This window comes from Streptomyces sp. NPDC055506 (genome assembly GCF_053643595.1).
The window spans coordinates 1-26,751 of record NZ_JBSHKH010000054.1; the positions used below are offsets into that span (position 1 = coordinate 1).

The 26,751-nt window shown below is 69.3% G+C and carries 25 protein-coding genes; 12 read left to right on the plus strand and 13 right to left on the minus strand.

Going from position 1 to position 26,751, the window contains the following annotated elements; all coding sequences use genetic code 11:
* Positions 1–194 precede the first annotated feature (194 nt).
* From ACWIF2_RS21240 to ACWIF2_RS21265, 6 genes are all read right to left on the minus strand, one after another.
* Positions 195–1,304 carry a substrate-binding domain-containing protein gene (locus ACWIF2_RS21240; RefSeq protein WP_454362166.1) on the minus strand — a complete coding sequence of 370 codons (1,110 nt, stop codon included), beginning with the start codon at positions 1,302–1,304 and terminating at the stop codon, positions 195–197.
* Positions 1,305–1,581: 277 nt separating this feature from the next.
* A complete protein-coding gene (locus ACWIF2_RS21245) occupies positions 1,582–2,034 on the minus strand; it encodes a heat shock protein transcriptional repressor HspR (protein WP_454362236.1) in 453 nt (150 codons plus the stop codon).
* A 5-nt stretch (positions 2,035–2,039) separates the two neighbouring features.
* Positions 2,040–3,224 carry a molecular chaperone DnaJ gene (gene dnaJ, locus ACWIF2_RS21250; protein WP_454362168.1) on the minus strand — a complete coding sequence of 395 codons (1,185 nt, stop codon included), beginning with the start codon at positions 3,222–3,224 and terminating at the stop codon, positions 2,040–2,042.
* 36 nt (positions 3,225–3,260) lie between these two features.
* On the minus strand, positions 3,261–3,908 hold the full coding sequence (grpE, locus tag ACWIF2_RS21255; RefSeq protein ID WP_454362170.1) for a nucleotide exchange factor GrpE: 648 nt from the start codon (positions 3,906–3,908) through the stop codon (positions 3,261–3,263).
* Positions 3,905–5,761, minus strand: coding sequence for a molecular chaperone DnaK (gene dnaK, locus ACWIF2_RS21260; RefSeq protein WP_215120037.1), 1,857 nt, complete (start codon positions 5,759–5,761; stop codon positions 3,905–3,907). Before dnaK ends, grpE begins: the two co-directional genes overlap by 4 nt.
* A gap of 94 nt (positions 5,762–5,855) precedes the next feature.
* A complete protein-coding gene (locus ACWIF2_RS21265; protein WP_454362172.1) occupies positions 5,856–6,893 on the minus strand; it encodes an MraY family glycosyltransferase in 1,038 nt (345 codons plus the stop codon).
* A 252-nt stretch (positions 6,894–7,145) separates the two neighbouring features.
* Between ACWIF2_RS21265 and ACWIF2_RS21270 the strand changes: the two genes are divergently transcribed.
* On the plus strand, positions 7,146–9,476 hold the full coding sequence (locus ACWIF2_RS21270; RefSeq protein WP_454362174.1) for a (Fe-S)-binding protein: 2,331 nt from the start codon (positions 7,146–7,148) through the stop codon (positions 9,474–9,476).
* A 65-nt stretch (positions 9,477–9,541) separates the two neighbouring features.
* On the opposite strand, the gene ACWIF2_RS21275 is transcribed toward ACWIF2_RS21270, so the two are convergent.
* Together ACWIF2_RS21275 and ACWIF2_RS21280 are read right to left on the minus strand one after the other, a co-directional pair.
* Positions 9,542–9,721, minus strand: coding sequence for a hypothetical protein (locus ACWIF2_RS21275; RefSeq protein WP_454362175.1), 180 nt, complete (start codon positions 9,719–9,721; stop codon positions 9,542–9,544).
* Positions 9,718–9,888, minus strand: a complete 171-nt coding sequence (locus tag ACWIF2_RS21280) for a hypothetical protein (protein WP_454362177.1) — start codon at positions 9,886–9,888, stop codon at positions 9,718–9,720. The genes ACWIF2_RS21275 and ACWIF2_RS21280 overlap by 4 nt, the downstream gene beginning before the upstream one ends.
* Before the next feature lie 563 nt (positions 9,889–10,451).
* On the opposite strand from ACWIF2_RS21280, the gene ACWIF2_RS21285 reads away from it, so the two are divergent.
* The gene (locus ACWIF2_RS21285) at positions 10,452–10,994 is read left to right on the plus strand and encodes a GntR family transcriptional regulator (RefSeq protein WP_454362179.1); all 543 of its coding nucleotides are present in this window, start codon (positions 10,452–10,454) and stop codon (positions 10,992–10,994) included.
* Positions 10,991–11,770 carry a GntR family transcriptional regulator gene (locus tag ACWIF2_RS21290; RefSeq protein ID WP_454362180.1) on the plus strand — a complete coding sequence of 260 codons (780 nt, stop codon included), beginning with the start codon at positions 10,991–10,993 and terminating at the stop codon, positions 11,768–11,770. Before ACWIF2_RS21285 ends, ACWIF2_RS21290 begins: the two co-directional genes overlap by 4 nt.
* 60 nt (positions 11,771–11,830) lie before the next feature.
* Here the strand turns inward: ACWIF2_RS21290 and ACWIF2_RS21295 are convergent, their stop codons facing one another.
* Both ACWIF2_RS21295 and ACWIF2_RS21300 read right to left on the minus strand, forming a co-directional pair.
* Positions 11,831–12,427 (minus strand): hypothetical protein, encoded by a 597-nt coding sequence (locus ACWIF2_RS21295; protein WP_454362182.1) that lies wholly within the window; start codon positions 12,425–12,427, stop codon positions 11,831–11,833.
* Positions 12,428–13,791: 1,364 nt separating this feature from the next.
* Complete coding sequence (locus ACWIF2_RS21300) at positions 13,792–14,439, minus strand: helix-turn-helix domain-containing protein (RefSeq protein ID WP_454362183.1); 648 nt, start codon at positions 14,437–14,439, stop codon at positions 13,792–13,794.
* Between the two features lie 102 nt (positions 14,440–14,541).
* Here ACWIF2_RS21300 and ACWIF2_RS21305 point away from each other — a divergent pair, with 102 nt between their 5' ends.
* Together ACWIF2_RS21305 and ACWIF2_RS21310 are read left to right on the plus strand one after the other, a co-directional pair.
* Complete coding sequence (locus ACWIF2_RS21305) at positions 14,542–15,405, plus strand: NAD(P)H-binding protein (protein WP_454362184.1); 864 nt, start codon at positions 14,542–14,544, stop codon at positions 15,403–15,405.
* Positions 15,406–15,480: 75 nt separating this feature from the next.
* Positions 15,481–16,158, plus strand: coding sequence for an HNH endonuclease family protein (locus tag ACWIF2_RS21310; RefSeq protein ID WP_454362185.1), 678 nt, complete (start codon positions 15,481–15,483; stop codon positions 16,156–16,158).
* A 40-nt stretch (positions 16,159–16,198) separates the two neighbouring features.
* Here the strand turns inward: ACWIF2_RS21310 and ACWIF2_RS21315 are convergent, their stop codons facing one another.
* Both ACWIF2_RS21315 and ACWIF2_RS21320 read right to left on the minus strand, forming a co-directional pair.
* Positions 16,199–17,293, minus strand: coding sequence for a CPBP family intramembrane glutamic endopeptidase (locus ACWIF2_RS21315; RefSeq protein WP_454362186.1), 1,095 nt, complete (start codon positions 17,291–17,293; stop codon positions 16,199–16,201).
* 126 nt (positions 17,294–17,419) lie between these two features.
* Positions 17,420–17,977, minus strand: a complete 558-nt coding sequence (locus ACWIF2_RS21320) for a TetR/AcrR family transcriptional regulator (protein WP_454362188.1) — start codon at positions 17,975–17,977, stop codon at positions 17,420–17,422.
* A gap of 97 nt (positions 17,978–18,074) precedes the next feature.
* Between ACWIF2_RS21320 and ACWIF2_RS21325 the strand changes: the two genes are divergently transcribed.
* Positions 18,075–18,683: a DUF2867 domain-containing protein gene (locus ACWIF2_RS21325; protein ID WP_454362190.1), complete on the plus strand. Its 609-nt coding sequence runs from the start codon at positions 18,075–18,077 to the stop codon at positions 18,681–18,683.
* A 77-nt stretch (positions 18,684–18,760) separates the two neighbouring features.
* Here the strand turns inward: ACWIF2_RS21325 and ACWIF2_RS21330 are convergent, their stop codons facing one another.
* Positions 18,761–19,087, minus strand: a complete 327-nt coding sequence (locus ACWIF2_RS21330) for a hypothetical protein (protein WP_454362191.1) — start codon at positions 19,085–19,087, stop codon at positions 18,761–18,763.
* Between the two features lie 466 nt (positions 19,088–19,553).
* Here ACWIF2_RS21330 and ACWIF2_RS21335 point away from each other — a divergent pair, with 466 nt between their 5' ends.
* From ACWIF2_RS21335 to ACWIF2_RS21360, 6 genes are all read left to right on the plus strand, one after another.
* Positions 19,554–19,907, plus strand: a complete 354-nt coding sequence (locus ACWIF2_RS21335; protein WP_454362193.1) for a 2Fe-2S iron-sulfur cluster-binding protein — start codon at positions 19,554–19,556, stop codon at positions 19,905–19,907.
* Between the two features lie 29 nt (positions 19,908–19,936).
* On the plus strand, positions 19,937–20,644 hold the full coding sequence (locus ACWIF2_RS21340) for a 2OG-Fe dioxygenase family protein (protein WP_454362194.1): 708 nt from the start codon (positions 19,937–19,939) through the stop codon (positions 20,642–20,644).
* A 61-nt stretch (positions 20,645–20,705) separates the two neighbouring features.
* Complete coding sequence (locus ACWIF2_RS21345) at positions 20,706–21,599, plus strand: sugar phosphate isomerase/epimerase family protein (protein ID WP_454362196.1); 894 nt, start codon at positions 20,706–20,708, stop codon at positions 21,597–21,599.
* The gene (locus tag ACWIF2_RS21350; RefSeq protein ID WP_454362198.1) at positions 21,599–22,930 is read left to right on the plus strand and encodes a hypothetical protein; all 1,332 of its coding nucleotides are present in this window, start codon (positions 21,599–21,601) and stop codon (positions 22,928–22,930) included. The genes ACWIF2_RS21345 and ACWIF2_RS21350 overlap by 1 nt, the downstream gene beginning before the upstream one ends.
* The gene (locus ACWIF2_RS21355) at positions 22,927–25,386 is read left to right on the plus strand and encodes an ATP-grasp domain-containing protein (protein ID WP_454362200.1); all 2,460 of its coding nucleotides are present in this window, start codon (positions 22,927–22,929) and stop codon (positions 25,384–25,386) included. Before ACWIF2_RS21350 ends, ACWIF2_RS21355 begins: the two co-directional genes overlap by 4 nt.
* Positions 25,383–26,639, plus strand: coding sequence for an MFS transporter (locus tag ACWIF2_RS21360; protein ID WP_454362202.1), 1,257 nt, complete (start codon positions 25,383–25,385; stop codon positions 26,637–26,639). Before ACWIF2_RS21355 ends, ACWIF2_RS21360 begins: the two co-directional genes overlap by 4 nt.
* The last annotated feature ends 112 nt before the right edge of the window (positions 26,640–26,751 follow it).

Consider the following 26,751-nt stretch of genomic DNA (forward strand, 5'->3'; position numbering starts at 1 on the left):
GGACACGATCCGTGCCGCCGGACGCGGCGAGAACGCGGGCGACCAGGACATCCAAAACCGTTCGGGATGTCCGCAGCGACCAGGAATGGGTACAACACTCACTCCTGCTCACTGAATAGGAACGGTGACCGAATCCCGCCGGGCCGGACAGGACCGAGTGAAGCGGGCCGCACCGGAAGCGGCCCGTCGCATGGTCACTTCAGACCGATGGCCTGGCAGGCCGCCTCGTACTTGCTCGTGCAGATGTCCGACAGCTTGTAGATGTCGTCCGCGACCACCGTGTCCTTGATGTTGCCCTTGGTCAGCGCGACCACGGGCACCAGCTGGGCCGGGATGGCCTTGTGGGTGGGGCTGTCGACCTTGTCGCGGGTGAGGGCGGCGAACTGGATGTCCCGGCCCTGGACCTTGGCCACGGCCATCTCCGCGGCGTTCTCCGCCTCCTGCGGGTAGGACTTGTACACGCTCATGTACTGATCGCCCGCGATGATCCGCTGCACCGCCTGGAGCTCCGCGTCCTGCCCGGTGATCGGCGGCAGGTCGGTCACGCCCGCGGCCTCCAGCGCCTTGACGATGCCGCCGGCCATGCCGTCGTTGGCGGAGTAGACGGCGGCGATGTCGTCCTTGCCGATCGCCTGGATCGCCTCGGCCATGTTGGCCTCGGCGTTCTCCGGCTTCCAGTCCTTCGTGTCGTAGGACTGCGCGATCGTCACCTTGCCGTTCAGCTCGGACATCGCACCCGCCTTGAACTGCTTGGCGTTCGGGTCGGTCGACGAGCCATTCATCATGACGATCTTGTCGGAGAGGCTCGCGTCCTCGCCGATGGCCTCCAGCAGGGTCCGCCCCTGGACCTCGCCGACCAGCTCGTTGTCGAAGGAGATGTACGCCTCGATCGGGCCCTCGGCCAGCCGGTCGTAGGCGATGACGGGGATGCCCGCCTCCTTGGCCTTCGTGACGCCGCTCGCGATGGCCTGCGAGTCGACCGCGTCCAGCAGGATCACGTCGACCCGGTCGTCGATCATCTTCTGCAGCTGGCCCGCCTGCGTGTCGGCGTCCGCCTCGGCGTTGGCGTACTCGACGCGGCCCTTGTTGTTGGTGAGGGACTCGACCTTCGTCTTGATGATCGGGTAGTCGAAGTTCTCGTACCGGGTGTTCGCCTTCTCCGGGAGCAGCAGGCCCACGGTGATGTCGTTGCCCTTGGCCGGGCTCGCGTCGTCACTGCTCCCCGTCGCGTTGAGCGCGCCGCAGCCGGCGAGCGTGACGGACATCGCGGCCGCGGCCACGGATATGGAGATACGACGACGCATGTCGGGAGCTCACTTCGCGTGTGATTCGGACGTGGGCACAGCTTTGTGGCCCATGTGACTGAAAAGCCAACGCGGACGCGGCCCCCAGCGTCAAGCGGAACCACTTAACGAGATGACAACACCACGCTCCGCAGTGGTTGTGAAGACGGTGCGGAATCGCCTCCAAGTGCTCTGCACTGATCAATCATCGACAGGAGACCCTGCGAAATCGGGTCAAGGTATGCGAAAGGGGCCGGGAGTTGCCTCCCGGCCCCTTCCACAGACTGTGGACAGGCAGTCAGTCCGACTGCTGCTGCCGCTTCGGCCGCCACACCACCAGCGCGCTGCTCTGCTGGACCTCCTGGTACGGCACCAGGTCGCGGCGGTACGACGCGTGCACCGCCGCCTCGCGCTGGCGCATCGCCGCCGCCGCGCCGTCGAGCGCGTTCTGCAGCTCGGCCGCCCGGGCCTGGAGCGCGGCGACCTGGTTCTCCAGTTCGATGATGCGCTTGATGCCGGCCAGGTTGATGCCCTCGTCCTGCGACAACTGCTGGACGGTGCGCAGCAGTTGGATGTCGCGGGCCGAATAGCGCCGGCCCCGTCCCGCGGTGCGGTCCGGGGACACCAGACCCAGGCGGTCGTACTGGCGCAGGGTCTGCGGGTGCAGGCCGGACAGCTGGGCCGCCACCGAGATGACGTAGACCGGGGTTTCCTCGGTCAGTTCATACGGATTGCGCCGACGACCGTCCATCTGACTCATGCTCCCTTCGCGGCCTGGAACAGATCCGCCCGCGGATCCTCACCCGCGGTCGCCTCGCGATACGCCTCGAGTGCGTCACGAGCCTTCCCCGTCAGGTCCGTCGGAACACTCACTTCGACGGTGACCAGAAGGTCCCCGCGGGTGCCGTCCTTGCGGACCGCGCCCTTGCCCCGGGCGCGCATGGTGCGGCCGCCCGGCGTACCCGGCGGCAGCTTCAGCGTGACGGGCGGGCCGCCCAGCGTCGGCACCCGGACCTCGCCGCCGAGGGCCGCCTCGGCGAAGGTCACCGGGACGGTGACCGTGAGGTTGTCGTCCTTGCGGCCGAACACCGGGTGGGAGTCGACGTGCACGACCACGTACAGGTCGCCCGCCGGGCCGCCCCGCTCACCGGGCGCGCCCTTGCCACGCAGCCGGATCCGCTGGCCGTCGCTGACGCCGGCCGGGATGCGCACCTGCATGGTCCGCGAGGACTTGGCCCGGCCGCTGCCCTTGCAGACCTCGCAGGCGTGCTCCGCGATCAGGCCGCGGCCCTTGCAGTCCGGGCAGGGGTCGGTGAGGGAGAACCCACCGCCGCTGCCCCGGGCGACCTGCCCGGTGCCGACGCAGGTCGGACACACACGCGGCGTGCCGTTCTTGTCGCCGGTGCCCGAACAGGCCTTGCAGGGTGACTGCGAGGACATCCGCAACGGGACCGTCGCGCCCTCGATCGCCTCGATGAAGCTGAGCGTGACCTCGGACTCGATGTCCTGGCCGCGCCGCGGGTGCGTGCGCGTCCCCGCGCCCGTACCGCCGCGGTTGAACAGGCCCCCGAAGACGTCACCGATCCCGCCGCCGAAGCCGCCGGCTCCCTGCCCCTGGCCCTGGGCGCCGCCTCCGAAGAGGTCGCCCAGGTCGAAGTTGAAGGAACCGCCGCTCCCGCCGGGCCCCGGACGGAAGCCGCCGTTGCCGAAGAGGGCGCGTGCCTCGTCGTACTCCTTGCGCTTCTTGGGGTCGCCGAGAATGTCGTTGGCCTCGGAGATCTCCTTGAAGCGCTCCTCCGCCTTGACGTTTCCCTTGTTGGCGTCCGGGTGGTTCTCGCGGGCGAGCTTCCGGTACGCCTTCTTGATCTCGGCCTCGGTGGCGTCCTTGGGGACGCCGAGGACCTTGTAGTAGTCCTTCTCGATGAAGTCCTTGGTGCTCATCCTCGACGCCCCTCCTTCCTGTCGTCCGTTATGCCGTCAGCCCTCGTCCGGGCCACCGCTCTCCTTGTCGTCGGCGTCGGCGGACTCGTCCGCCTTGACCGTCTGTGCCCCCGGCTGGGGTTCGGCCACCGCCACCCGCGCGGGGCGGATGGTGCGCTCGCCGATCCGGTACCCGGGCTGCAGAATCGCCACGCACGTCGTCTCGGTGACGTCCGGTGCGTAGCTGTGCATCAGGGCTTCGTGGATCGTCGGGTCGAAGGGCTCGCCCTCCTTGCCGAACTGCTGCAGGCCCATCTTCGCCGCGGTGCTCTCCAGCGACTCGGCGACGGACTTGAAGCCGCCGACCAGTTCGCCGTGTTCGCGGGCGCGGCCGATGTCGTCGAGCACGGGCAGGAGCTCGGTCAGGAGGTTCGCGATGGCGATCTCCTTGACCGCGATCCGGTCGCGCTCGACCCGGCGGCGGTAGTTCTGGAACTCGGCCTGGAGGCGCTGGAGGTCGCCCGTGCGCTCGTTGAGCGCCGTGCGGGCCTGGTCCAGCTGGGCCACCAGGGCCACGTCCTGTCCCGTGTCCCCGGCCGGGGCCGCCCCCTCCTCGGAGGCGGCCTTCGGCTCGGCGTCATCGGAGGTGGCGCCGGAAGGGACGTCGGGCTGCTGCTCGTCGAAGCCCGGGGTCTCCTCCGTCACGCGGCACCGTCCTTCCGGTCCTCGTCGACGATCTCGGCGTCGACGACGTCGTCGTCGGCCTTGGCGTCACCGGCACCGGCACCCGCGCCGGCTCCGGCGGCGCCGTCGGCCTGCGCGGCGTTCGCGTCGGCGTACATGGCCTGGCCGAGCTTCTGCGAGACGGCCGCGACCTTCTCCGTCGCGGTGCGGATCTCGGCCGAGTCCTCGCCCTTGAGCTTTTCCTTCAGCTCGTTGACGGCCTCTTCGACCTCGGTCTTGATCTCGCCCGGGACCTTGTCCTCGTTGTCCTTGAGGAACTTCTCGGTCTGGTAGACGAGCTGCTCGCCCTGGTTGCGGGACTCGGCGGCCTCGCGGCGCTTGTGGTCCTCCTCCGCGTACTGCTCGGCCTCCTGGCGCATGCGGTCGACCTCGTCCTTCGGCAGCGAGGAGCCGCCGGTGACGGTCATCTTCTGCTCCTTGCCGGTGCCGAGGTCCTTCGCCGTGACGTGCATGATGCCGTTGGCGTCGATGTCGAAGGACACCTCGATCTGCGGGACGCCGCGGGGCGCCGGGGGCAGACCGGTCAGCTCGAACATCCCGAGCTTCTTGTTGTACGCCGCGATCTCGCGCTCGCCCTGGTAGACCTGGATCTGCACGGAGGGCTGGTTGTCCTCGGCGGTGGTGAAGATCTCGGACCGCTTGGTCGGGATCGTCGTGTTCCGCTCGATGAGCTTGGTCATGATGCCGCCCTTGGTCTCGATACCGAGGGACAGCGGGGTGACGTCGAGGAGCAGGACGTCCTTGACCTCGCCCTTGAGGACACCGGCCTGCAGGGCGGCGCCGATGGCGACGACCTCGTCCGGGTTGACGCCCTTGTTGGCGTCCTTGCCGCCGGTCAGGTCCTTGACCAGCTCGGCGACGGCGGGCATACGCGTGGAACCACCGACGAGAACGACGTGGTCGATCTCGGAGAGGTTGATCCCGGCGTCCTTGATGACGTTGTGGAACGGCGTCTTGCAGCGCTCCAGCAGGTCCGCGGTCAGCTGCTGGAACTGGGCGCGGGTGAGCTTCTCGTCGAGGTGCAGGGGGCCCTCGGCGGAGGCGGTGATGTAGGGCAGGTTGATCGAGGTCTCGGTGGACGAGGACAGCTCGATCTTCGCCTTCTCGGCGGCCTCGCGCAGACGCTGCAGGGCCATCTTGTCCTTGCCCAGGTCCACGCCGTGGCCGGACTGGAACTGCTGGACCAGGTAGTCGACGATGCGCTGGTCCCAGTCGTCACCACCGAGGTGGTTGTCACCGTTGGTGGCCTTCACCTCGACGACGCCGTCGCCGATCTCCAGCAGCGAGACGTCGAACGTACCGCCACCGAGGTCGAAGACCAGGATGGTCTGGTCGTCCTTGTCGAGGCCGTACGCCAGGGCGGCCGCGGTGGGCTCGTTGACGATGCGCAGGACGTTGAGGCCCGCGATCTCGCCGGCCTCCTTCGTGGCCTGGCGCTCGGAGTCGTTGAAGTACGCCGGGACGGTGATGACCGCGTCGGTCACCTTCTCGCCCAGGTAGGACTCGGCGTCCCGCTTCAGCTTCTGGAGCACGAAGGCGCTGATCTGCTGCGGGTTGAAGGGCTTCCCGTCGAGCTCGATCTTCCAGTCCGTGCCCATGTGCCGCTTGACGGAGCGGATGGTCCGGTCCACGTTCGTGACCGCCTGGCGCTTGGCCACCTCTCCGACGAGCACTTCACCGTTCTTGGCGAAGGCGACGACGGACGGCGTGGTCCTGGCGCCCTCGGCGTTGGTGATGACGGTGGGCTCGCCGCCCTCCAGAACGCTGACGACGGAGTTAGTCGTGCCCAGGTCGATGCCGACCGCACGTGCCATGGTTGATTCCTCCAGCTGACTTGAGTGGAACGGACTCAAGTGTGCACGACGGCCCCCAACCGGTCAACAGAGCTGAGTCGACCGGACTCAAGTCTTATCCGTTCCTTACACGCAACGGTGCCCTGACCTGCGGCGACATCTCGCGCCGAGGAGCCCGGGGGCCTCGGGAGGCGTACACCGAGACGCGTGACACAGCGAGGACGACGACGAGCGCCGAGCCCGCCACCCACCAGAGCGCGTCGCCGCCGACCCGCCCGGCGTGCGCGAGTACCCCGACGGCCACCCCGGACAACGCCCCGGCGCCCAGCAGCAGACTCGCCCCCGGCGCGGTCAGCCCGAGCCGCCGCAGCCGGTGCGCGAGATGATCGGGGCCGCTGCGGAGGACGGGCCGCCCGGCCATCCGCCGCGACAGCAGCACCAGCCCGGCGTCGGCGCACACCAGGGCGGTCAGCGCGAACAGCACCCCCGCGCTCTCCCCGATCCCGGACCCGGCCCGCGCGTACACGGCCCCCAGGGCGATCACGAACCCCGCGGGCATGGCCCCGCACGCCCCGAGCCCGACCCGGGCCGGATGCCAGTTGTGCATGAGGAACCCGGTCAGCGCGGCGGCCAGCACGCTCATCAGCACGGCGATCCCGTCCATCACCTCGACCGCCGCGCAGACCCCCACCCCGAAGGCCGTCACGACCCCCACGGTCCCGGCGAGCCCGTCGGCGTGATCGAGCCCCCGGAACCCGAGGGCCATCCCCGCGACCCACACCACGGCCAGCAGCCCGGTCCCCACCCCCGTCTCCCCGTACGGCACGACGCACGCGGCCGCCGCGGCCGTACCGGCGAAGAGCACCCGCCGCCGCAGCCGCCACACGTCGTCGACCAGCCCGAGCAGGGCCACCACGCCCCCGGCGACGAGCAGTTCGCGCACCTCGCCCCCGGTCGGCACGCCCTCCACCCAGCCGTAGGCGCACACCACCGCACCGGTGACCACCACGACGGCCACACCACCGGACAGCGGCACCTCCCGCTGCCGCCGCCTATCCAGCAGCCGCGACCACCGGGCGGGCGCCCGGAGGAGGGCAGCGAGCAGGGCGGTGAGCAGAAGGGCGATGGCGGCGGCAGCGATCCCGTAGAGCACGGATATAAGTTAGGCGTCACTATGACAATTCGGTACGAATAACACGACCGGATCCCGACTTGATCTCGACTACATGTGTGCGAGTTCTGAGGCAACCCTCAGCGATTCAGATCACCCCCCACCCGGCTACAGTGCGGCGGAGGATAGGGGTAGTCTCAGACGGACTGCATAAGTTACCGCTTAGTAATTTCGGGAACCCTCTGAAACGGAGAGGGTCCCGACAGAAACCCCTCGCAGGCCCGAGGAGCCCCCATGCAACTCGCCGCGATCATCGTGTCGCTGGTTCTGACCGTGGTCGGCGTCGCGCTGCTCGCACGCGCGATCGGCCAGTTCGTCCGGTACTTCAAGCTGGGCCAGCCGGTCCCCGCGGGTACCAGGACCGACAACCCCTACCAGCGCAGCGTGACCCTGGTGAAGGAGTTTCTCGGGCACACGCGCATGAACCGGTGGGGCATCGTCGGTGTCGCCCACTGGTTCGTCGCCGTCGGCTTCCTGACCCTCCCGCCGACCCTCGCCCAAGCCTTCGGCCAGCTGTTCAAGGCCGACTGGGTGCTGCCGGTCATCGGTGAGTTCCTGCCGTTCGAGCTGTACATCGAGTTCATCGGTGTGATGACGGTCCTGGGCATCGCGGTGCTCATCGCCATCCGCCTGCTGAACCTGCCGAGCCGGCCCGGCCGCAAGTCCCGCTTCGCCGGCTCCAAGGCCGGTCAGGCGTACTTCGTCGAGTACGTGATCCTGACCATCGGACTGGCGATCTACGTGCTGCGAGGCCTGGAGGGCGCGCTCCACCACGTGGACCACTACGAGGCGTCGTACTTCGCGTCGTATCCGCTGGTCCTGGCCTTCAAGGGGCTGAGCGTCTCGGCGCTGCAGAACCTCGTCTACTTCGTCGCGATGATCAAGATCAGCACCTCGTTCATCTGGATGATCGTGGTGTCGCTCAACACCAACATGGGTGTGGCCTGGCACCGCTTCCTCGCCTTCCCGAACATCTGGTTCAAGCGCGAGGCGTCGGGCGGTACGGCCCTCGGCGCCCTGCAGCCGATGACGTCCGGCGGCAAGCCGATCGACTTCACCGACCCGGGCGACGACGACGTCTTCGGCGTCTCCCAGGTCGAGCAGTACTCCTGGAAGGGCCTGCTGGACTTCTCCACCTGCACCGAGTGCGGTCGCTGCCAGTCGCAGTGCCCCGCCTGGAACACGGGCAAGCCCCTCTCCCCCAAGCTGCTGATCATGTCCCTGCGGGACCACGCGCACGCCAAGGCGCCGTACCTGCTGGCCGGCGGCGGCAAGACGATGGAGGGCGAGGAGAAGGCGTCCGAGGAGCAGCTGGCCGGTGTGCCCGCGGCCGCTCTGGCGGAGGCCGAGCGCCCGTTGATCGGCACCGCCGAGGAGAACGGCGTCATCGACCCGGACGTCCTGTGGTCCTGCACCACCTGCGGTGCCTGTGTCGAGCAGTGCCCGGTGGACATCGAGCACGTCGACCACATCGTCGACATGCGCCGCTACCAGGTGATGATCGAGTCGTCCTTCCCGTCCGAGGCGGGCACGATGCTCAAGAACCTGGAGAAGAAGGGCAACCCCTGGGGCCTGGCGAAGAAGCAGCGCCTGGAGTGGCTGAAGGAGCTCGACTTCGAGGTCCCGGTCGTCGGCAAGGACATCGAGGACCTGTCCGAGGTCGAGTACCTGTACTGGGTCGGCTGCGCGGGCGCCCTCGAGGACCGCGCCAAGAAGACGACGAAGGCCTTCGCGGAGCTGCTGAACATCGCGGGCGTCAAGTTCGCCATCATGGGCGGCGACGAGAAGTGCACGGGTGACTCCGCCCGCCGTCTGGGCAACGAGCCGCTGTTCCAGGAACTCGGCATGGAGAACGTCATGGCGCTGAACATGGCGTTCGGCGAGGAAATGGACGACGACGGCAAGGTCACGCCGGAGTCGGCGAAGCCGAAGTCTTCGAAGAAGATCGTCGCGACCTGCCCGCACTGCCTCAACACGCTCGGCAACGAGTACCCGCAGCTCGGCGGCGACTACGAGGTCATCCACCACACTCAGCTGCTCCAGCACCTCGTCGACGAGGGCAAGCTGATCCCGGTCACGCCGGTCGAGGGCATCATCACGTACCACGACCCGTGCTACCTGGGCCGCCACAACAAGATCTACACGCCCCCGCGCGAGATCATCGCCAGCGTCCCGGGCATCCGCAACGAGGAGATGCACCGGCACAGGGAGCGCGGCTTCTGCTGCGGTGCCGGTGGTGCCCGGATGTGGATGGAAGAGCGTATCGGCAAGCGCATCAACAACGAACGCGTCGACGAGGCGCTGTCGCTGAACCCCGACATCGTCTCCACGGCCTGCCCGTTCTGCCTCGTCATGCTCACGGACTCCGTGAACGGCAAGAAGAACGACGGCAAGGCCAAGGAGTCGATCACCGTGGTCGACGTGGCCCAGCTCCTGCTGGACTCCGTCAAGACACCGGTCCCCGCGGAGGACTCCGACGGTGACGACGATGACGAGAACGGCGGCGAGCCGCCGGCGGGCACGTCGGACTCTACGAGCGCGCCGGAGCCGGAGCCGGTGAAGTAGGCGATCGTTTGCGGCTGTCTCCGACGCCCCCTGTCCGAGTTTCGGGCAGGGGGCGCCGTTGTGTTCTACGGCTGGGCCCCGTGGCACCGACATCCACACCGGCGCTGGAGCAGGATGCCGAAGGCGAAGGGCAGGGGCAGGTCGCTGGTCTGGCGGCAGTCGGCGTGCAGGTACTGGTAGCCGGGGCGGGAGGCCAGGGTGCACTCGGGTGACGCGGACGGCTGCTCGGCCGCGGCGGGCCTCACGGGAAGGACCGCTCCGGAGCCCCGTCACCGGACGTCCACCCCCGGCTCTCGGCGACGCGGAGGATGTCACGCAGGGCCTCGGTCAGGCGCTCGGCGAGAAAGCGGAGTTGTGTGTCGGTGGCGTTGGGGAGCAGGTCCTCGGCGTGGGCGAGAAGTTGAGCGCCCATGTCGAGTTGGGTTGCTTCCCTGATGTCGGCCAGGCGGGAGACGCGTCCGCCGCCTTCGTCAGTGATGAGAAAGCACGGCTTGTCCTCGGGACTCGTCCAAGGCAGGAGCCGAAGCGTGCGGTGAGGACGTCCACTCATCCGGCGGCCTCCATGTGCTCGTGAGCGACGAGATAGGGGCGTACCGCCTTGGTGGAGGCGCCGTCGATGAAGGTGTCCACACCGTAGGGGCTGCGAAGAGCGGGCAGAGGACGGCAAGCCAGAAGCGAAGCGCCAGTCGCGGGGCGGAGGTCGCGTAACGCACGAGGGCACGCCCTGCGGGGCTTGCACAAAGGGCCCACCCAGGCGACGAGACGGCGAAGCAGGTCGGTCATGGCATCGGTTCCGATCGGGTTCGGCGGACGGCCGGAATTGCCCAACAGCGCAGACCTTACTGCTATTCACAAAAAGCAGCAAGCATGCCGCGCGGGGACGTTAGCAGACGACCGCCGAAGCCCCTTGGCCACCAAGTCGCTTACCGTGTAAAGCGGCAAGGTCACTGCAGGCGTCAATCGCGGGAGGACATCGTGGACGTGAGCGCATGGGTCAGCACTTCGATGCCGTACCTGACCCCGCGCAAGCAGGGGGAGGGCGACGCGTGGAGCGCGGACGCGGCCACCCGGGGACGACGAGGATCCCAGCGCATCGTCCATGCCGGAGAGGTGCCCGCCCCCGCCGAGGTCGCGACCCTGCTCGGCATCGCCGACGGTGAACCCGTCGTCGTACGGCGCCGCCTGATTCTCCTCGACGACGAGCCGAACGAACTGACCGACACTTACTACCCGGTCGCCATCGCCCGGGGCACCCCGCTCGCCGGAACGGCCAAGATCCGCGGCGGAGCTGTCACGCTGCTCGCCGAGCTGGGGCATGTCGGCGCGCTGGTCAGGGAGGACGTGACGGCCGGCCTGGCCGAGGGAGAAGAGCAACAGAACCTGCGGCTCGCGCCGACGGAGCCGGTCCTGCGCCTCACCAGGCTCACCCTGGACCGCGACGACCGGCCGATCCAGGTTGACCGCATGGTGATGCCCGCCCAGCGCCAGCAGTTGCGCTATGAGATCAGGATCGGATGACCGTGCCCAAGGCCGAACCGGAAGCCCACGACCGCCGCTCGCTGCACGAACGGATCGCGGCGGACCTGCGCGACGACATCATGACCGGCGAACTGCCGCCAGGCGCCAACCTGCCCTCCACCGCGCAGCTCAGAACCCGCTTCGACGCCTCGAACGCCACGGTCCAGAAAGCACTCCAACTCCTCAAGGACGAGCGCTTGGTGGTCGGACGCGCGGGCGCGGCGGTGACGGTTCGCGAACACCGCCAGCGCACGATCCGACCTGCCACCTCCCTGGCACCGGCGGCGCCGGGTGAGCCCTTCCCCTGGCTCACCGAGGCGGCCAAGCACGGCACGGACGCCCGCATCTCCCTCCTCGACGTGACGGAGACGAACCCACCCGCGGACATCCGCTCCGCCCTCGGCCTCAGCGACGATGACACTGCGGTACTCCGCAGCCAACTCGTCCTGATCGACGATGAACCGGCCGAACTCCTGAAGTCCTACTACCCGTTGGCCGTCGCCCGGGACACGCCTCTGACGGCCCGGCAGCGGATCAAGGGCGGAACACCCACGCTCCTACGGCGACTCGGGCACACACCCCACCAGTGCGTGGACCGCGTCTCGGCCCGCGTCCCCACGCAGGAACAGTTCGAAGCCCTGCGCCTCCCCGGCAGCCTGCCCGTCCTGTGCACGCTGCGGGTCGTCTTCGCGGCAGACGGGCGGCCGATCGAGGTGACGTCGATGGTGAAGGCGGGGCATCTCTACGAGGTGCAGTACGAGTTCACGCCGGAGTGAGAGTGGTTCATTCGCCGATTTCCGGCCGATACATGTGCATGGCCTGACCGCAGGAGCCCCTCAAGGGCCAGTTGGAGTTTCCCTGGGCGGTCCGTCATAAGGCTCCCAGTAGGGATTCTGATATTCGGAAGCTCCCGGATACCCGTACTCGTCCACCAGTTCCAGGGAAACTGTGCTGCCGTTCGACGGGACTTCATCGAACCATGCGCCCTGCTCAATGGTCTCACCCGGGTCAAGCGTCGCGCTCCACTCGCCCCCAGTTTCACTACAGACAGTCTTCGCGGCGTCGAACGGCTCGCCCAGGTCATTTTCTGTAGGCGCAATGAGCTGCCTCACCGTATCGGGCTGCGCATAGCCCTCGCAGTCGAGTTCCTCGGCAGGACTACTGTGATTCTCGTACCGGATCACGTAGTAGACCCAAGAGGGCTCACCACCGGACTCTGACGGTTTTACATATACAGGCCCCCAAGTGATGCGAACGTTCGAGTTCTCGAAGATCAGATTGTGCTCTTCGGACCCTGTGTTGAACCATCCGCTCTCAGGGGCACCACTAACGACCTCAGCGTTGCGGGCCATTGCACCAGCCGAATAGGGGGCCACAGCTGAAATCGCCAGTGCGGCAACTGCTGGCAGGGTGCGAAGTCGATAGCTCAACATGGACTCACGCTCCTTTAATCCATTTGCACACGCGCCTAGCGCACAACCACAGCTAGCGGCCTGCTGTCAGCATCTGCGGATCCACAGGCGCAACTGCCCTCCGCGATGCCGGAACGGGCGATTCAAGTGACTACGCCGTCCTGCATTTCACACCCCCCGCCGGGTCGTCAGGATCAGAATTAACAGACCTCATGTCACCAAATCTGACCCCATAGAAGAGATCGCACGCCTCATCCCAGGTGAGGGTCTCAATACTCGACTCATCGTCAGTGATCGGCATGGCGCCACGTGGGCTTAGGCACTTCCAGTCTCCTACCGTTCGAACAACCTGCCAGTTGGCATCTTGGAATCCTTTGGCCTTGCAGTAGGAAGTGAGGTCGGGCAGGCCGCCCACGATCCGACTCGAGGCGGATGGCGCATTGACTGGAGCGGCAGGGGCGACCAGAAGGGCTGACACCAGCACCAAAATTCCGGCTATCGGAAAAAACCATCCAAGCCTGCAGCCGGACCTTCTCCGTGCAGCTGTTGCAGAATTTCCGCTCTCCTGACGCAGCATGTCACTCATTTCGTCTCCCTGTGCGCGGCGCAACTGGGTGACCCTCATGACAAGACTGCGCCGAACATGCGACGAACGCATCTGGACGTGGGCGCCGGTGAGTACGACCTGTTGAATAGGTCGCGGGCGTTGCTTCCACACCAGTTCCGCCGGCACCCGGCCTTGCTGTCGGAGACGTGGTTCTGCGTCCGGGCCGACACCTGTCCGGTCTGCTCACCACGGCCTACCGACGGCTACGAGCCTCCTGCTCAACAGCACGACCTGAGCAGCGCCTGGCTCGCTGTCGGCCCAGCGATCACCGAGGCCGAACGCTCAGGCACCCCCGTCGTCCCTGCCTCCAGCGTCCGCGTCCAAGCCCGTGCTGGCCCGGGAACAACACACGCCTCAGGCCGTCCCTACTCGTCCTGCACACCGCAGGCCAATTGTCGGGCTCGTACGATCGTCGCTCACCGAAGTGCCCCGCCGCTATTGGGCTGTTACTACGGGGCGCTGTTACTACGGGGCGGTGTCACGGCGTCCAGCAGCGACGGCGACCGTGCCATTACGAAAGAGCTCCTCACAGAGGCGAAGGAGCGCGGACCGCGTCCTGCGCCTAACCCGGCTCACCCCGGACCGCGAGGACCGGGGGATTTAGGTGGGCCGTATGAGGATGCCCGCCCGGCGCCAGCGGTTGCGCTACGAGATCAGGCTCGGATGACCGGGCCCAAGGCCGAACCGGAATCCCACGACCGCTGCTCGCTGCCCGAACGGATCACGGCCGGTCTGCGCGACGACATCGGTGCTGCTGTCCCCTTACCGGTCTTGGAACTCAGACCGTGCACGGAGTCGCGGTGGGACGCCGCCCGGCGGTGAACGCGGCCGGTGGGACGCCCATGAAGTGGCGGAACTCGCCCGTCATGTGGGACTGGTCGTAGTACCCCGCCGTCGCGGCGATGTCCGACCATCGACCGGCGCCCGCCGCGAGCACGGTGCGAACTCGGGCGATGCGCGCGAAGTGTTTGGGGGACAGGCCGGTGCCGTCGGTGAACAGGGTGTGCAGGCGGCGCTCGCTGATATGCAACCGGGCCGCGGTCGTGGCGACACTGGTGCTGACCAGCAGGTGTGCCGCCTCTTCGAGCCGCGCCGGGGGCTCCGGACGGTCGGCCAACGCCCTTTCGAGAGCGGCGATCGGATCGGCGGCGAGCTGGTCGACGTCCAGGCCCGGTAGTTCGCCGAGCGGAAGGGCCCGGTCGGCGACATCGCGCAGTGGACGGCCGAGCAGGGCTCGCGCACGACCCGGCCGCATGCGAACCCGCAGGCACGAGTGGCTGGGCGCACCGACGTGATAGGCGGCCCGGGTGCGGGGGCCCATGACGATCAGCTCACGCTCTTCGATGCGCAGGAGGAGTGTGGTGGCGTGGTCGGGTTCGTCGATCGCCGCCGAACCCGTCGCCGTGGCGACATCGATCCCGGCCACCCAACGCCCAAGGGTAAGAGGCACGTTGAGAGAGCTCACGCGGTCCACGATAGTGCCGAATTCTCCTATCACGCGGCCCGAGCGCGGTGTGATCGTCGGAGCATGATTCTTGTAACCGGTGCCACCGGCACCATCGGCAGCCACGTCGTTCGTCGGCTCACCGATCAGGGCGTGCCGTTCCGGGCGATGTCCCGCGGCGTACAACCTGGCGGAGTGCGGGCCGACTTCGACGACCCGGCGTCACTGGCGCACGCCGTGGCCGGCATCGACACGGTCTTCCTGGTGACCGTGCCACCCGTGCCGACGGCGGACCACGACATCGCCCTGCTGACGGCCGCGCGGGCGGCAGGCGTCCGTAAGATCGTCAAACTGTCCCCGCTCGGCAGCGGCGAGCGGTTCGGCGGAGCGACCGTCGGCGCGTGGCACGTCGCCGCCGAGGAGGCGATCGAGGCCACTGGACTCGTGTGGACGATGCTCCGCCCGCCGAGCTTCGCGTCGAACCTCTTGCGCTACCGGGCGCTGATCCAGGCCGGAGAGCCGATCCCGAACCTTGCCGGCGACTCGCGGCAGGCCATCGTAAACCCGAGGGACGTAGCCGCGGTCGCCGTTGCCGCCATGACCGGCGATACACACGATGGACAGCGGTACGACCTGACCGGGCCCGAGCTGCTGACGTTCACGGACCAGGCGTCGATCCTGGAGCGCGTACTGGAACGACCGGTCAAGACCACCGACGCGAGCGCGCTCGACCAGTTGCCGGCCGGGGTGATCACCGGCATCGGTTGGGCGCGCGCCGGCGGAGCGGCCTACGTCACCGACCACGTGCCGCGGGTGCTCGGCCGACCGGCGGGCACGTTCGAGCAGTGGGCACGCGACCATCGGAAGGCATTCGCGGCCATGCCGAACCCACCGTCACCCGGCACAGACACCCCCTACCGGGCGATCCATAGAACACCTGCCCGGTGAACCCGCGCAGCCATATGGCTCATTCGTTCGAGTCGAGCCCCTCGAACGAGGTACGCGCGATCGATTCTGCGATGCGTGATCAAAAACCTCAGGCGGGCCGCGCTCGCGGCCGTACTCGTTGTCCTCGTTCTTCTGGCATCCACTCCGGCCCAGGCGCACGGCCGGGCCGCCGAGCCGCGCACGCTCCCGATGGGGACCGCGGTCGGTGTCCTGCCCCTCGCGGACGAGGTGCGGGAGGGGTACCAGCGCACGAGCTTCCGGCACTGGAACGCGGGCCAGAACCCCACCGACGGCTGCAACACGCGCGCGGAGGTGCTCATCTCCGAGGCGGTCGACCCGCCCGAGATCCTCGCCGAGTGCAGGCTCTCCGGAGGGCGCTGGTGGTCGTACTACGACGCCCGGTGGGTGACCGAGGCCGGTTCCCTGGACGTCGACCACATGGTGCCGCTCGCCGAGGCCTGGGATTCCGGGGCATCGCAGTGGACCGCCCAGCGGCGTGAGGCGTACGCCAACGACCTCGACGCCCTGACCTCCCTCGTCGCGGTCACCGCGGCCTCCAACCGCAGCAAGGCCGACAAGGATCCGGCCGAGTGGCTGCCGCCCGCCGCCGGTGTCACGTGCCGGTACACCTCGGAGTGGGTCGGGACCAAGCTCCGGTGGGGCCTCAGTGCCGACGCCGTCGAGTTCGAGGCGCTCACCCGGCTCGCGCAGTCCTGCCCCGACACCACCGTGACGTACGATCCCGCGCCGTAGAACAGGAAGGTGGTCCCGCCTCGGCAACGTGGCCTTGGCGCTACGGCCCTGCCGCAGGCGGGACATCGTCGTGAGGTGCGGTTCGGGCTTCCGGCGGCGTGACACCGCCCGGGGCGCCGAGGGTGTGGCCGGGCATGGCCCCGTACGGCATGCCCGACGGCGGGTACGGGGCGTACGGCGGGTACGGGGCGTACGGCGGGTACGGAGCGGGCTCGGGCGCCGGCGGCGCGAGGCGTTGCGGGCGGTGGCGTCGGGCGAGCCACAGCACGAGCGCCGCGTACAGCAGGGTCGTCGCCACGTCCGCGAGGGCGAGTGGCCAGGGCGAGTCGGCCGCCGTCTCGTCGGAGTTCAGCCCGTCGACGACCGCGGCGAGGGTGCCGAAGGCCACCAGGTTGTTCAGGACGTGCAGCGCGACGGCTGCCTCCAGGCCACCGGTACGGATGGTCAGCCAGCCCGCCACCACACCGAAGACCAGCAGGCTGATGAAGCCCCACGTGGTGCCCCAGCCGTGGGCGGCGGCGAACAGCGCGGCCTGCGGGAGCACCGCGAACCACGGAGTACGGACGAAGGCGCCGGCCGCCTGCGTCAGCCAGCCCCGGAAGACGTACTCCTCGGCCGCGGCCTGCACCGGGACGAAGACGGCCAGCACTCCCAGGGAGGTGAGGTACGACCCCCAGCCCACCCACACCTCGGACTCCCCCGGGCCGCCCTCGCCCTCGGGCAGGAGGAAGGCGGTCCCCGTCAGCACGGCCACGGGGACCACCGCGGCCAGCAGACACCACCCGAGCCAGCGCCACCGCAGCCGTCCGGCGACCGACGACACGGTGCCGACCGGCCGCCGCCCCGGCCACAACACGGCCAGCAGCACCAGCGGCAGGGCGACCGCGATGGACGTCAGCTCCATCGCGGTGTTGGCGAGCGGACCGAAGTCGGGTCCGCCATCGGGAAGTTCGGGGGCGTCGGCCAGCGCCCCGAATACGTAGGTGACGGCTATGAGCAAGAGGACGGCTATGAGATACGCGCCGAAGAACAGCAGAGTGCCGACCAAGGGCCGCCACCAGCGGTGACGGCCCGTGAGGTGGCCCAGGCGGTGATAGGGGAGGCCGTCGGGGCCCGGCGGGACAGCGGTCGTCATGATCGACAGCTTCCCAAACGGGGCACGCCCCGGGCGTCCGCCCGCAGCAGGAGCGGTCACTCGGTCTCAGGGTGGATGCTCCGGAGCCACACACACTGCGACCTGGTGCTTCTCGACCAAGTCCGCTCAGCCCAACAGCCGGTTCCTGACCGCGGCGAGGACCTCCGTGCGGCTGCGCGGGCCGTTGTCGGCTGCGATGAGGTGGTCGCCGATGCGCAGTGAGAAAGTGATCAGGCAGCGGGCCTCGACATCGCCCTCGTCGGGACAGAAGGCCCCGTAGAGCTCACGCAGATAGTCCATGCGCCGGTTGTCGGCCCGGCGGAGGCAACTCGCGACGCCTTCGTCGCGCCGGGCCCAGTCGCGGATCGCGAGTTCGACCCCGGCACTGGTCACGTGCGTCTCGCCCGACCCCACGAAGTCGAAGAGACGCCCGAGCCGCTCGCGGGCGTCGCCCCCGTCGCGTTCGATCCGCTCGATGACGTCCTCGGTGACCCCGCGCTCCCAGGTGTCGAGCATCTCCTCCAGCAGGGCGGCGCGGTTACGGAAGTAGCCGTAGAAGCCGCCCTTGCTGACGCCGAGGGCCTGGGCGAGGACTTCGACCCGGACAGCCTCGGGGCCGCCGGCGGCGAGCGCCCGCAGCCCCTCCTCGATCCACTTGTCCCGCGGCGTGCGGATCGCGCCCATACCGTGTCTCCCCCTCACATGTCTCGGCCCAGTATACGGAGCCGTATAGATGGGTCTATGCTCGATCTATACGCCACCGTATAGACAAGGATCTGCCATGAGCGATCTGCGCCTTCCCCCAACCGACCACACGTCACGCCCCTGGCGGATCCACGAGATCGCCGGCGACTTCCGGCTCGAGGATCTGTGGGCGCTGCCGACACCGGGCGGCCCGGACGACCTGCACCACCTGGTCCGGCAGATGGCGGAGGGCAAGGACGGTCCGGACGGCGGCAACCCCGTGGGCCGTTTCCTCTTCGCCGCGCGCTGGAAGCTCGGCGCGCTGCTCGGCTGGGACAAGCCGGACTCGGGCGTCGGCGGCAGGGTGGCGACGCTGCGCGACCGGCTGCCGGACGACCTGCGCGAGGGGCCGCGGGGGCCCGACCTCAGCGCGGCGCCCTTCACATCGGTCTTCCAGACACACGACGAGTGGGCCGCCGAGTACGCCAACAAGACCATGCACGGGGTGATGCACATCGGCTGGGTCCCCGACGGGAACGGCGGCTACCGCGGCCAGATGGCGGTCCTGGTGAAGCCCAACGGCCGCCTCGGTTCCCTGTACATGCTCGGCATCAAACCTTTCCGGTACCTGGGGGTGTACCCGGCCCTGATGCGATCGATCGGCCGGGAGTGGCGAGAGAACACGGCACGCCGAACGGCTGGCTGACGCCTCACCTGGGGGCCGACGGTCGTCCGATCGAGGTGACGTCGATGGTGAAGGCGGGGCATCTCTGCAACGTTGCTTTACGGCTCTTCGAGGCGCATGGCTTCGCCAAGCTCGGTCACGGCGTTCCAGTAGTGATCGAGAGCCACGTAGAACACTGAGGTATCCGAGACACCCTCAGCGATGTCGCCCAGCGCCATGTAGACCCCCCTCGACGCGGCAAAGACGCGATCACAATTCGCCCTGGCCGCGCTGCTCCGGGCATCCACGCCGGCGACCTGACAGCAGTGACGGAACGGGCCGAATGCCTCACGTAGGCGTGCTCGGTGCTCTTCGAGGCGTACCCGGCGCTCGTCGTGATCTTCAGTGCTCAGGATGTGCGGAGTCTGGCGATACTCGACGCCCATGAGGTGAGCCTGTTCGAGGAAGGCGAGGTACGACGCGCGCCGGGCTTCTCGCCGACGTGTCTCGGCTTGTGCTGCCGCTGATATCTCAGCCTGGATGCGCGCAGCCCGCGTGTGTCCCCGACTCGTGACCCAGCTCGCGACTACTGCCGTGGCGCCGGTGATCCCCGCGATCCATAGTCCGCTGTCCCCCACATCGGTGAGTGTGAGGGTCGGCGGCCCGCTGGAACAGCCCTCATGCCCGATCAGAGAGCGTCCTGGCACTGGAGCCGATGGTTCCGCCGCCTGCACACCGGCGGCCAATTTTGATGACTGTCCGTCAGATGTGCGTTTCAATCGGCGATTTGCGATTTCCTCATGTGACCCTTGCCTCAACTCCCGTCCCACCATGCACTCTTGTACCGCGCTCGGCCCCGCTGTTTTCATGTGTCAGCGAGAGATCACCTAAAAACGGGGGGTGGTTTGAGTCATGACGCAGAACGCGTCCGGGCCGCAGAGTGCCGCGGTGATCACCTATCTGCTTTCGGACGGGACCCGGTCCGTGCTGGACGTCTCCGTGGGGACCACCGTGATGGAAGCGGCGGTCGACAACGGCGTGGAAGGCATCGTCGGCCAGTGCGGTGGCAAGACCGTCTGCGGGACCTGCCATGTGTTCGTGGAGTCGTCGGCCGGCCGTGCGCTGCCGCGACTGCAGGCGGACGAGGACGATCTGCTCGACTACACGGCCGAGCCCCGCGCGGGGTCCAGCAGGCTGGGCTGCCGGCTCGTCGTCGAGGAAGGGCTCGACTCCCTGGTCGTCCGGCTCCCGAAGACCCAGTGCTGAGCGCGCGCCGCCCGAAGGGAAAGCCCCCGGTGAACCGTCCGTCCGACCTGTCCGAATCCGCGCCGCCCTTCGTCCACTTCGACCCCGGCGTGCTGACAGGGGCGCTCGAGACGGCGCCCGAGAGCGCCGTGAAGGAGTTCACCGAGTCGTGGAACGACCTTCCCGCCGATGAGCACCTGCCGGCCGACGTGCCGTACCGGTTCCGCCGCTACGGCACCTTCCGTCTGGGGCCGGGCGAGTGGGAGCAGCTCCCGCACACCGCCTTCTTCCAGGAGGAACGGCTGAACCCGGTGAACGGCGGCATCAACCGCATGTTCGCCCCGCTGGAGGACTCCGTGGCCGCGGGGCCCGCCCTGCACGCGATCGTGACCGCTCTGCACGAGCGGCTGCCCGGCGACGCCGAAGGGATCGACACCTGTGGTGTCCACCAGATCCGGGTCACCGCCACGGCCGAAACGGCAGGCGACCCGGCGCCGGAGGGCATCCACCAGGACGGCCATCACTACGTCGGTCAGGTCCTGATCCGGCGCGAGAACGTCAGCGGCGCCGAGTCGTGTCTGTACGACCTCCACCGCCGGCCGGTCCACCACGCCGTACTGACGCAACCCTTCGAGACGATCCTGCTCGACGACCGGCGGGTCCTGCACGGCGTCACGCCTGTGACCCCGGCACCGGGCACCCGCGCGGGAGTGCGCGACATGCTCCTCGTCGACTTCTTCCCCGGGCCCGGGCGTTGATCCGCCCCCGGCCCCGCAACGCACCATCGCCCCTTCCCGCCCGTGATGAAAGGCGACCGCTGTGACCGCGATCCAGGAAGCACCGCAGACCCCGGCCGTGACCCGCCCCCGCATCGGTTTCTCCACCAATATCTGGGACAACCCGGCAGAGATCGTCGAGCATCTGGAGTTCCTCGCCGGTCACTTCACCGACCTCGAGTTCGAGATCGCGGAAGAGGCGCAGGAGGTGCTCCTCGGCGCGACCGCCACGGAGTACGAGAAGATCGTCGACGGCATGCGGCAGGTCATCGAGACCCACGGGCTCGACCTGTCGGTGCACGCCGCCTGGTACGGCCCGCACACCGACCTCTGCTCCCCCGACGAGGACGAACGGTCCGAGTCCATCAATCTGTTGCGTCGCGCCGTGCACCTCGCGGCCGACCTCGGCGTCACGCGGGTGACGTATCACCCCGGCTACCAGTCCAAACGCAGCAATCCGGTCCTCCTGGACGTGCTGCGCTCCTCGCTGGACCGGCTCCAGCCGCTGCTGAGCCGTACCGGCATCCTGCTGTGTGTGGAGAACATGGGCGCCAGCCGTCCCCGCTACGTGGTCTTCGAACCCGAGGAGCACATCGCCCTGTGCGAGAGCACCGGAACAGCGCTGACGCTCGACGTCCCGCACCTGGCGACGGTGCATCTGCCGCGGGGCGACTACAAGGAGGCCCTGGAGGCGGTCGCGCCGTACGTCCAGACGGCCCACATCTCCGACATCAAGGGCTTCGACCACACCCACCTGCCCATCGGCGAGGGCGACTTCGACCTGTGGGGCTCGCTGGAGGTACTCGGCTCGTTCGGCTACGGCGGTGCCGCCGTGGTCGAGGAGTTCGCGCGCGGCTACCGGCCCGAGGACTACCTGAGCCGCGCGCTGGACTTCCGCGCCCGCTGGGAGGCCGCCGGGTCCGAGGCCGGAGCCTGATGACCCGCCCGGCAGTCGTCGACGCCGTCGCCTCGGATACCGTCCGCGGCGCCGCGGACCAGCGGCCGTCCGCGCTGCTGGCCGGGGTCGCGGCGGACGCCCGTCGCGTCGGCGAAGCGGTCAACCTCGCCGCCTTCGAGAACGTGCTGTCCCGCACGGCCCGTGCCCTGCTCGCCGGGCCGCTGGCCGACCGCTACCTGATCGGCCGGGAGCACGAGCGGGGCCCGGGTACGGCGATGCTCCGCGCCGGGCTGCTGTCCGTCGGCTACCCGGAGGTGGACGGGCTGGAGCGGGCCGCCGCCGCGGCGATGGAGCGGATGCTGGGCGCCTCCTGGACCGACTTCCGGCCACTGTCCGGGCTGCATGCCACGACCTGCACGATCGCCCTGCTCACCCGGCCGGGTGATCTGGTGCTGTCCATCGCGCCGGCCGACGGCGGCCACTTCGCCACCCGTCCGCTGCTGGAGGCGCTCGGCCGGCGCAGCGCCTATCTGCCCTGGGACGCCGCGGCCGGCACCGTGGACCTCGCCCGCCTCGCCGTCACCCGGGCGGCCGGGACGGCGGCCATGGTGTTCCTCGACCACGGGGTGCCGCTCGCACCGATCCCGGTCCGGGCCCTGCGCACCGTCCTGGGCGGCGAGACCGTCCTCGTCTACGACGCCTCGCACACCCTCGGCCTGATCGCGGGCGGGGCCTTCCAGGACCCGCTGGGGGAAGGCTGCGACATCGTCCAGGGCAACACGCACAAGAGCTTCCCGGGCGCGCACAAGGGTGTGATCGCGTTCGCGGACGCCGAGACCGGGCGCCGGTTCTCCGATCGTCTGGGCGAGTCGATGGTGTCCTCGCAGGCGACCGGTGCGACGCTCGCCAACTATGTGACGGCGCTGGAGATGGACGTCCACGCCCCCGCGTACGTCGCCCGGATGCTCGACAACCAGGCGGCGCTGGCCGAGGCGCTCGGCGAGTGCGGCTTCCGTGTGCACCGGCTCGCGGGCGCGCGGGCCGCCAGCCGCAGCCATGTCCTCCTCGTGAACGGGCACGGGCGGCAGGCGGGATACGAGCTGGCCGCTGCCCTCGTCGGCTCGGGGCTGCTGCTCAACGCCCGTCCGGTAGCCGGCGAGGTGCGGCTGCGGCTGGGGGTCCAGGAGGTCACCCGGCGCGGTATGCGCAGGCCGGAGATGTGGCGCATCGCCGATCTCATGGCCGAGGTGGCGATGTCCGCCGGGCGGGGCGGAGCCGTACGGGAGGCTACGTCCGCCCGGGTCAGGGCACTGGCCGAGGAGTTCGGCCGGGTGCACTTCGGGTTCGACGGTGTGGAGGTCGTCAGTTGAGTCAGCGCGCGCAGCCCTTGGTGCTCTTCCTGGGCAACGCCCGTTACGGCGAGTTCGAACCGCTGTATGAGACGGGAGCCCGGGTCGGCCTGATCCGGGACATCTCCTCGAACGGCTGGAGCGCCCGGGACGACGCCTTCGACACGGTGCTCCCCTGGGACCCGGCCGAGGGCGTCGAGGAGCTGGCCTCCCGGCTCCCGCGCGACGGGTCGGTGAGCGTGCTCAACCTGCGCGAGGCCTACGTCGAGCACTACGCCAGGCTGTGCCGGCTGCTCTCCCTGCCCTCCGTCGCCCCCGAAGATGTGGCGGCGCTGCGCTCCAAGCATCTGATGCGGCAGCTGTTCCAGGAGCGGATCGGTCCCGACAGCACCGGGCGGTTCCGTGCCGTCGCCTCGGCCGCCGACCTGCGGGAGTTCGGCGAGGAACACGGCTGGCCGGTCGTCCTCAAGCCGGCATCCCTCTACTCCAGCCTGTTCGTGGTCACCGTGGCCGGGCCTCAGGCCGTGGCAGCGGCCTTCGCGCAGGTCCGGGACGGCGTCGCCGACCATGTGCGGGCCAAGGGCCTGCCGCAACGGTTCACGCAGCTTCAGGCGGAGGAGTTCCTCGCGGGCAGCAACCACTCGGTCGACCTCGTCGTCGACCGCGACGGGGTGCCGTGGCCGAGCCCCGTGGTGGACGTGCTCACCGGTGCCGACCTCGGCGGCGACGACTTCCACCACTTCGCGCGCTACGCGCCCAGCCGCGCACCCGGCCCGGCGCGGCAGCGGATGGCGGAACTGGCCGTGGCGGCGGCCCGTGCCCTGGAGCTGCGGCTGTGCGCGGCCCATGTGGAGTTCATCCTGACGCCCAAGGGCCCGCGGCTGCTGGAGGCGGGCATCCGGCCCGGCGGCCATCGGGCGCGGGTGCTCCACCAGGCACACGGGGTGTCCTTCATGGCCGCCTACGCCGCCGTCCTGCGCGGCGAACAGCCGGATCTGGCCGAGCGGTTCAGCAAACCGTTCGGCATCGTGACGCCTTTCCCCCGCGCGACCGGCGTCTTCGACGGGCTGCACGAACCGCAGCGGCTCACCGGGCTGGCGTCCTACCGGGGCCACAGCGTCTATCACTCCCCCGGCAAACTCGTCGGCACCGCGGCACAAGGGCACTGGCAGGTCGTGTCAGCCGAGCTCGTCGCCGACACGGCGGAGTCCCTCGTACGGGACATGGAAGCGGTGTGGCACATGGACGACCTGGTGGCGGTCCGTGCCGACCCCGCCCGGGACCGCCCTCATCTGCTGGTCGTCGGCGGGAAGGACTCCGGCTTCGCGTCCCTCGCCCGACTCGGCGTCCGCATCACGCTCGTGCAGGCACGCGCCGATCTCACGCCGTTGCAGACCGAACGGGCGGACACCCTCGTCGTCCACGACCGGCTCGACTCCGGCCTCGCCGAGGCCACGGCGGTCTTTCTGCACGAGCACGGCACGGCCCCCTTCGACGCGGTGCTGTCCTTCGCGGAGTCGCATCTGCTGACCGCCGCGCGCATCGGCGAGCGGCTCTCGCTCGTGCACAACCCGCTGTCCGCCGTCCGCGACAGCCGCGACAAGCTGCGCACCCGCGCGTTGCTGGACGAGCAGGGTCTGCCGAGCGTCGCGTACCGGGCCTGCGCCTCGCTCGAGGAGGCCACCGCCTTCCAGGCCCGGCTGGACTCTCCCGTGATCCTCAAGCCGGCGGACGGGTCCGGCAGCCGCGGGGTCTGTCTGGCCCACGGGCCGCACGAGCTCGCCACAGCCTGGGAGACGGCGTCGGCGGGCGGCGGCGCCGTCATCGCCGAGGAGTACGTCGCCGGGCCGGAGGTGAGCGTCGAGACGCTCACGCTCGACGGCAAGCACGAGGTTCTGGCGGTCACGGAGAAGATCACCACCGGGCCGCCCGCCTTCGTCGAGACCGGTCACCAACTGCCCGCCCGGCTGACGCCCACGGTTCAGGAAAAAGTGGCCTCGACCGTCACCGCCCTGCTCGACGCGCTGGGCCACCGGTGGGGGCCCGCGCACACCGAGTTCAGGATCCGTGAGGACGGCGCCCCGGTCCTCATCGAGACGCAGACACGCTTCGGAGGCGACCAGATCTGGCAGATGGTGGAACTGGTGACGGGCGTACCGCTGGCGGCGGCGACGGCCGCGGCGATGCTCGGCGCGGAGGGCACCGCCCGGGTGCCCGCCCGTGCCCGGGCAGCGGCGATCCGCTTCTTCTCGTACGAGAACACCGTCGTCCGGGGTCTCGGGGACGTGGACGCGGCCCGCGCCCTGCCCGGCGTCGTGACCGTGCGGGTCGCCGCGTCCGAAGGGCAGAGGCTGGGCCGGCTCGAAGGGTCCGGCAGCCGCCAGGGGTACGTCCTCGCGTCGGGGGACGACGTGGAGGAGGCCGTGGCGCGGGCGGAGGCGGCTCACCGGGCCGTCGGTTTCGTGGTGGGCGGGTGACCGGGAAGACCAAGCGGCCGGAGCGGATCACGCGGGGCCTGATCGCGTCGTCGTTCATCGACTCGATGGGCAACGGGCTGTTCCTCGCGGGGTCGGTGCTCTATCTCACCCGTGTGGTGGACCTGTCGAACGCCCAGGTCACGTTCGGTCTCACCGTCGCCGGACTGATCGGCTTCCTGACCACCGTTCCGGTGAGCATGATCGGGGACCGGATCGGCGCCGGGCGGCTGCTGGTCATACTCCAGTTCTGGCGGCTGGCCGGCTTCGTCGCGTACGCGTTCGTCGGCGGCTTCGTCCAGTTCATGGTTGTCGTGGCTTTCATCGCGCTGGGCGACCGGGTGGCCCAGCCCGTGCTCCAGACCGTCGTGGGGCAGGCTGTCGGTGACGAGCGGCGCGTGCGGACGATGGCCTGGATCCGCAGCACCCGCAACGCCGGCCTGACCGCGGGCGCGCTGCTGACGTCCCTCGCCGTCACGGCGGACTCCCCGTGGTCGTACCGGGCGATCATCCTCGGCGACGCCGCGACGTTCCTCGCCTCCGGCCTGCTGCTGTGGGCGCTGCGGCTGCCCGGTGGGCGGCCGGCGGACGGCGCCGCGCCTCACCTCCGCCCGTGGACGCTGCTGCGATCACTGGCGGGCGAACGCCGCTATCTCTCCCTGACCGCTCTCAACGGCCTGCTCTCCCTGCACACCACCGTGCTCGCTGTGGGAGTGCCGCTGTGGGTGTCCCAGCACACCAAGCTGCCGGCCGCCGGCATCCCGGTGCTGATCGCGGTGAACACGATCCTCGCCGTCACCCTCCAGCCATGGGCGGCACGCGGGGCCGTCACGCTGTCGCGGGCCGCGCGCCGCAGCCTGTTCGGCGGCCTGGCGCTCGCGGCCGGAGCCCTCCAGTTCGCCCTCGCCCCGGCCTTCGGTCCGGTGGCCGCGGCTGTCGTCCTCACCACCGCGATGATCTCCCTCACCCTGGGCGAGGTCTGGCAGTCCGCCGGCGGCTGGGAGATCAGCTACGCGCTGAGCCCCGAGGACCGCCGCAACACGTACCTGGGCGTGTTCAGCCTCGGCCCGACGGGGGCGCAGATCCTCGGCCCCGTGGTGGTGGTCATCGGGGTCGTGGGCGGAGGCCCGCTGGGCTGGGTGATTCTGGCCGTGACATTTGCGACGACAGGTCTCGCCATGATGCGAGCCACCGTCACAACCGACGCCCTCGACGCCCACCGGCCCGCGCCCCGGCGCCTCCGCCTCAAGAAGTAGCCGAATTAACCGAACTCACGTACAACCCTTACGTCCCTGCACAGGTCTTCTGATCGCCGACCACCCGTGAACGCCCGTACAACTCCCGGCGAACACGGACGGCCCCGGCACT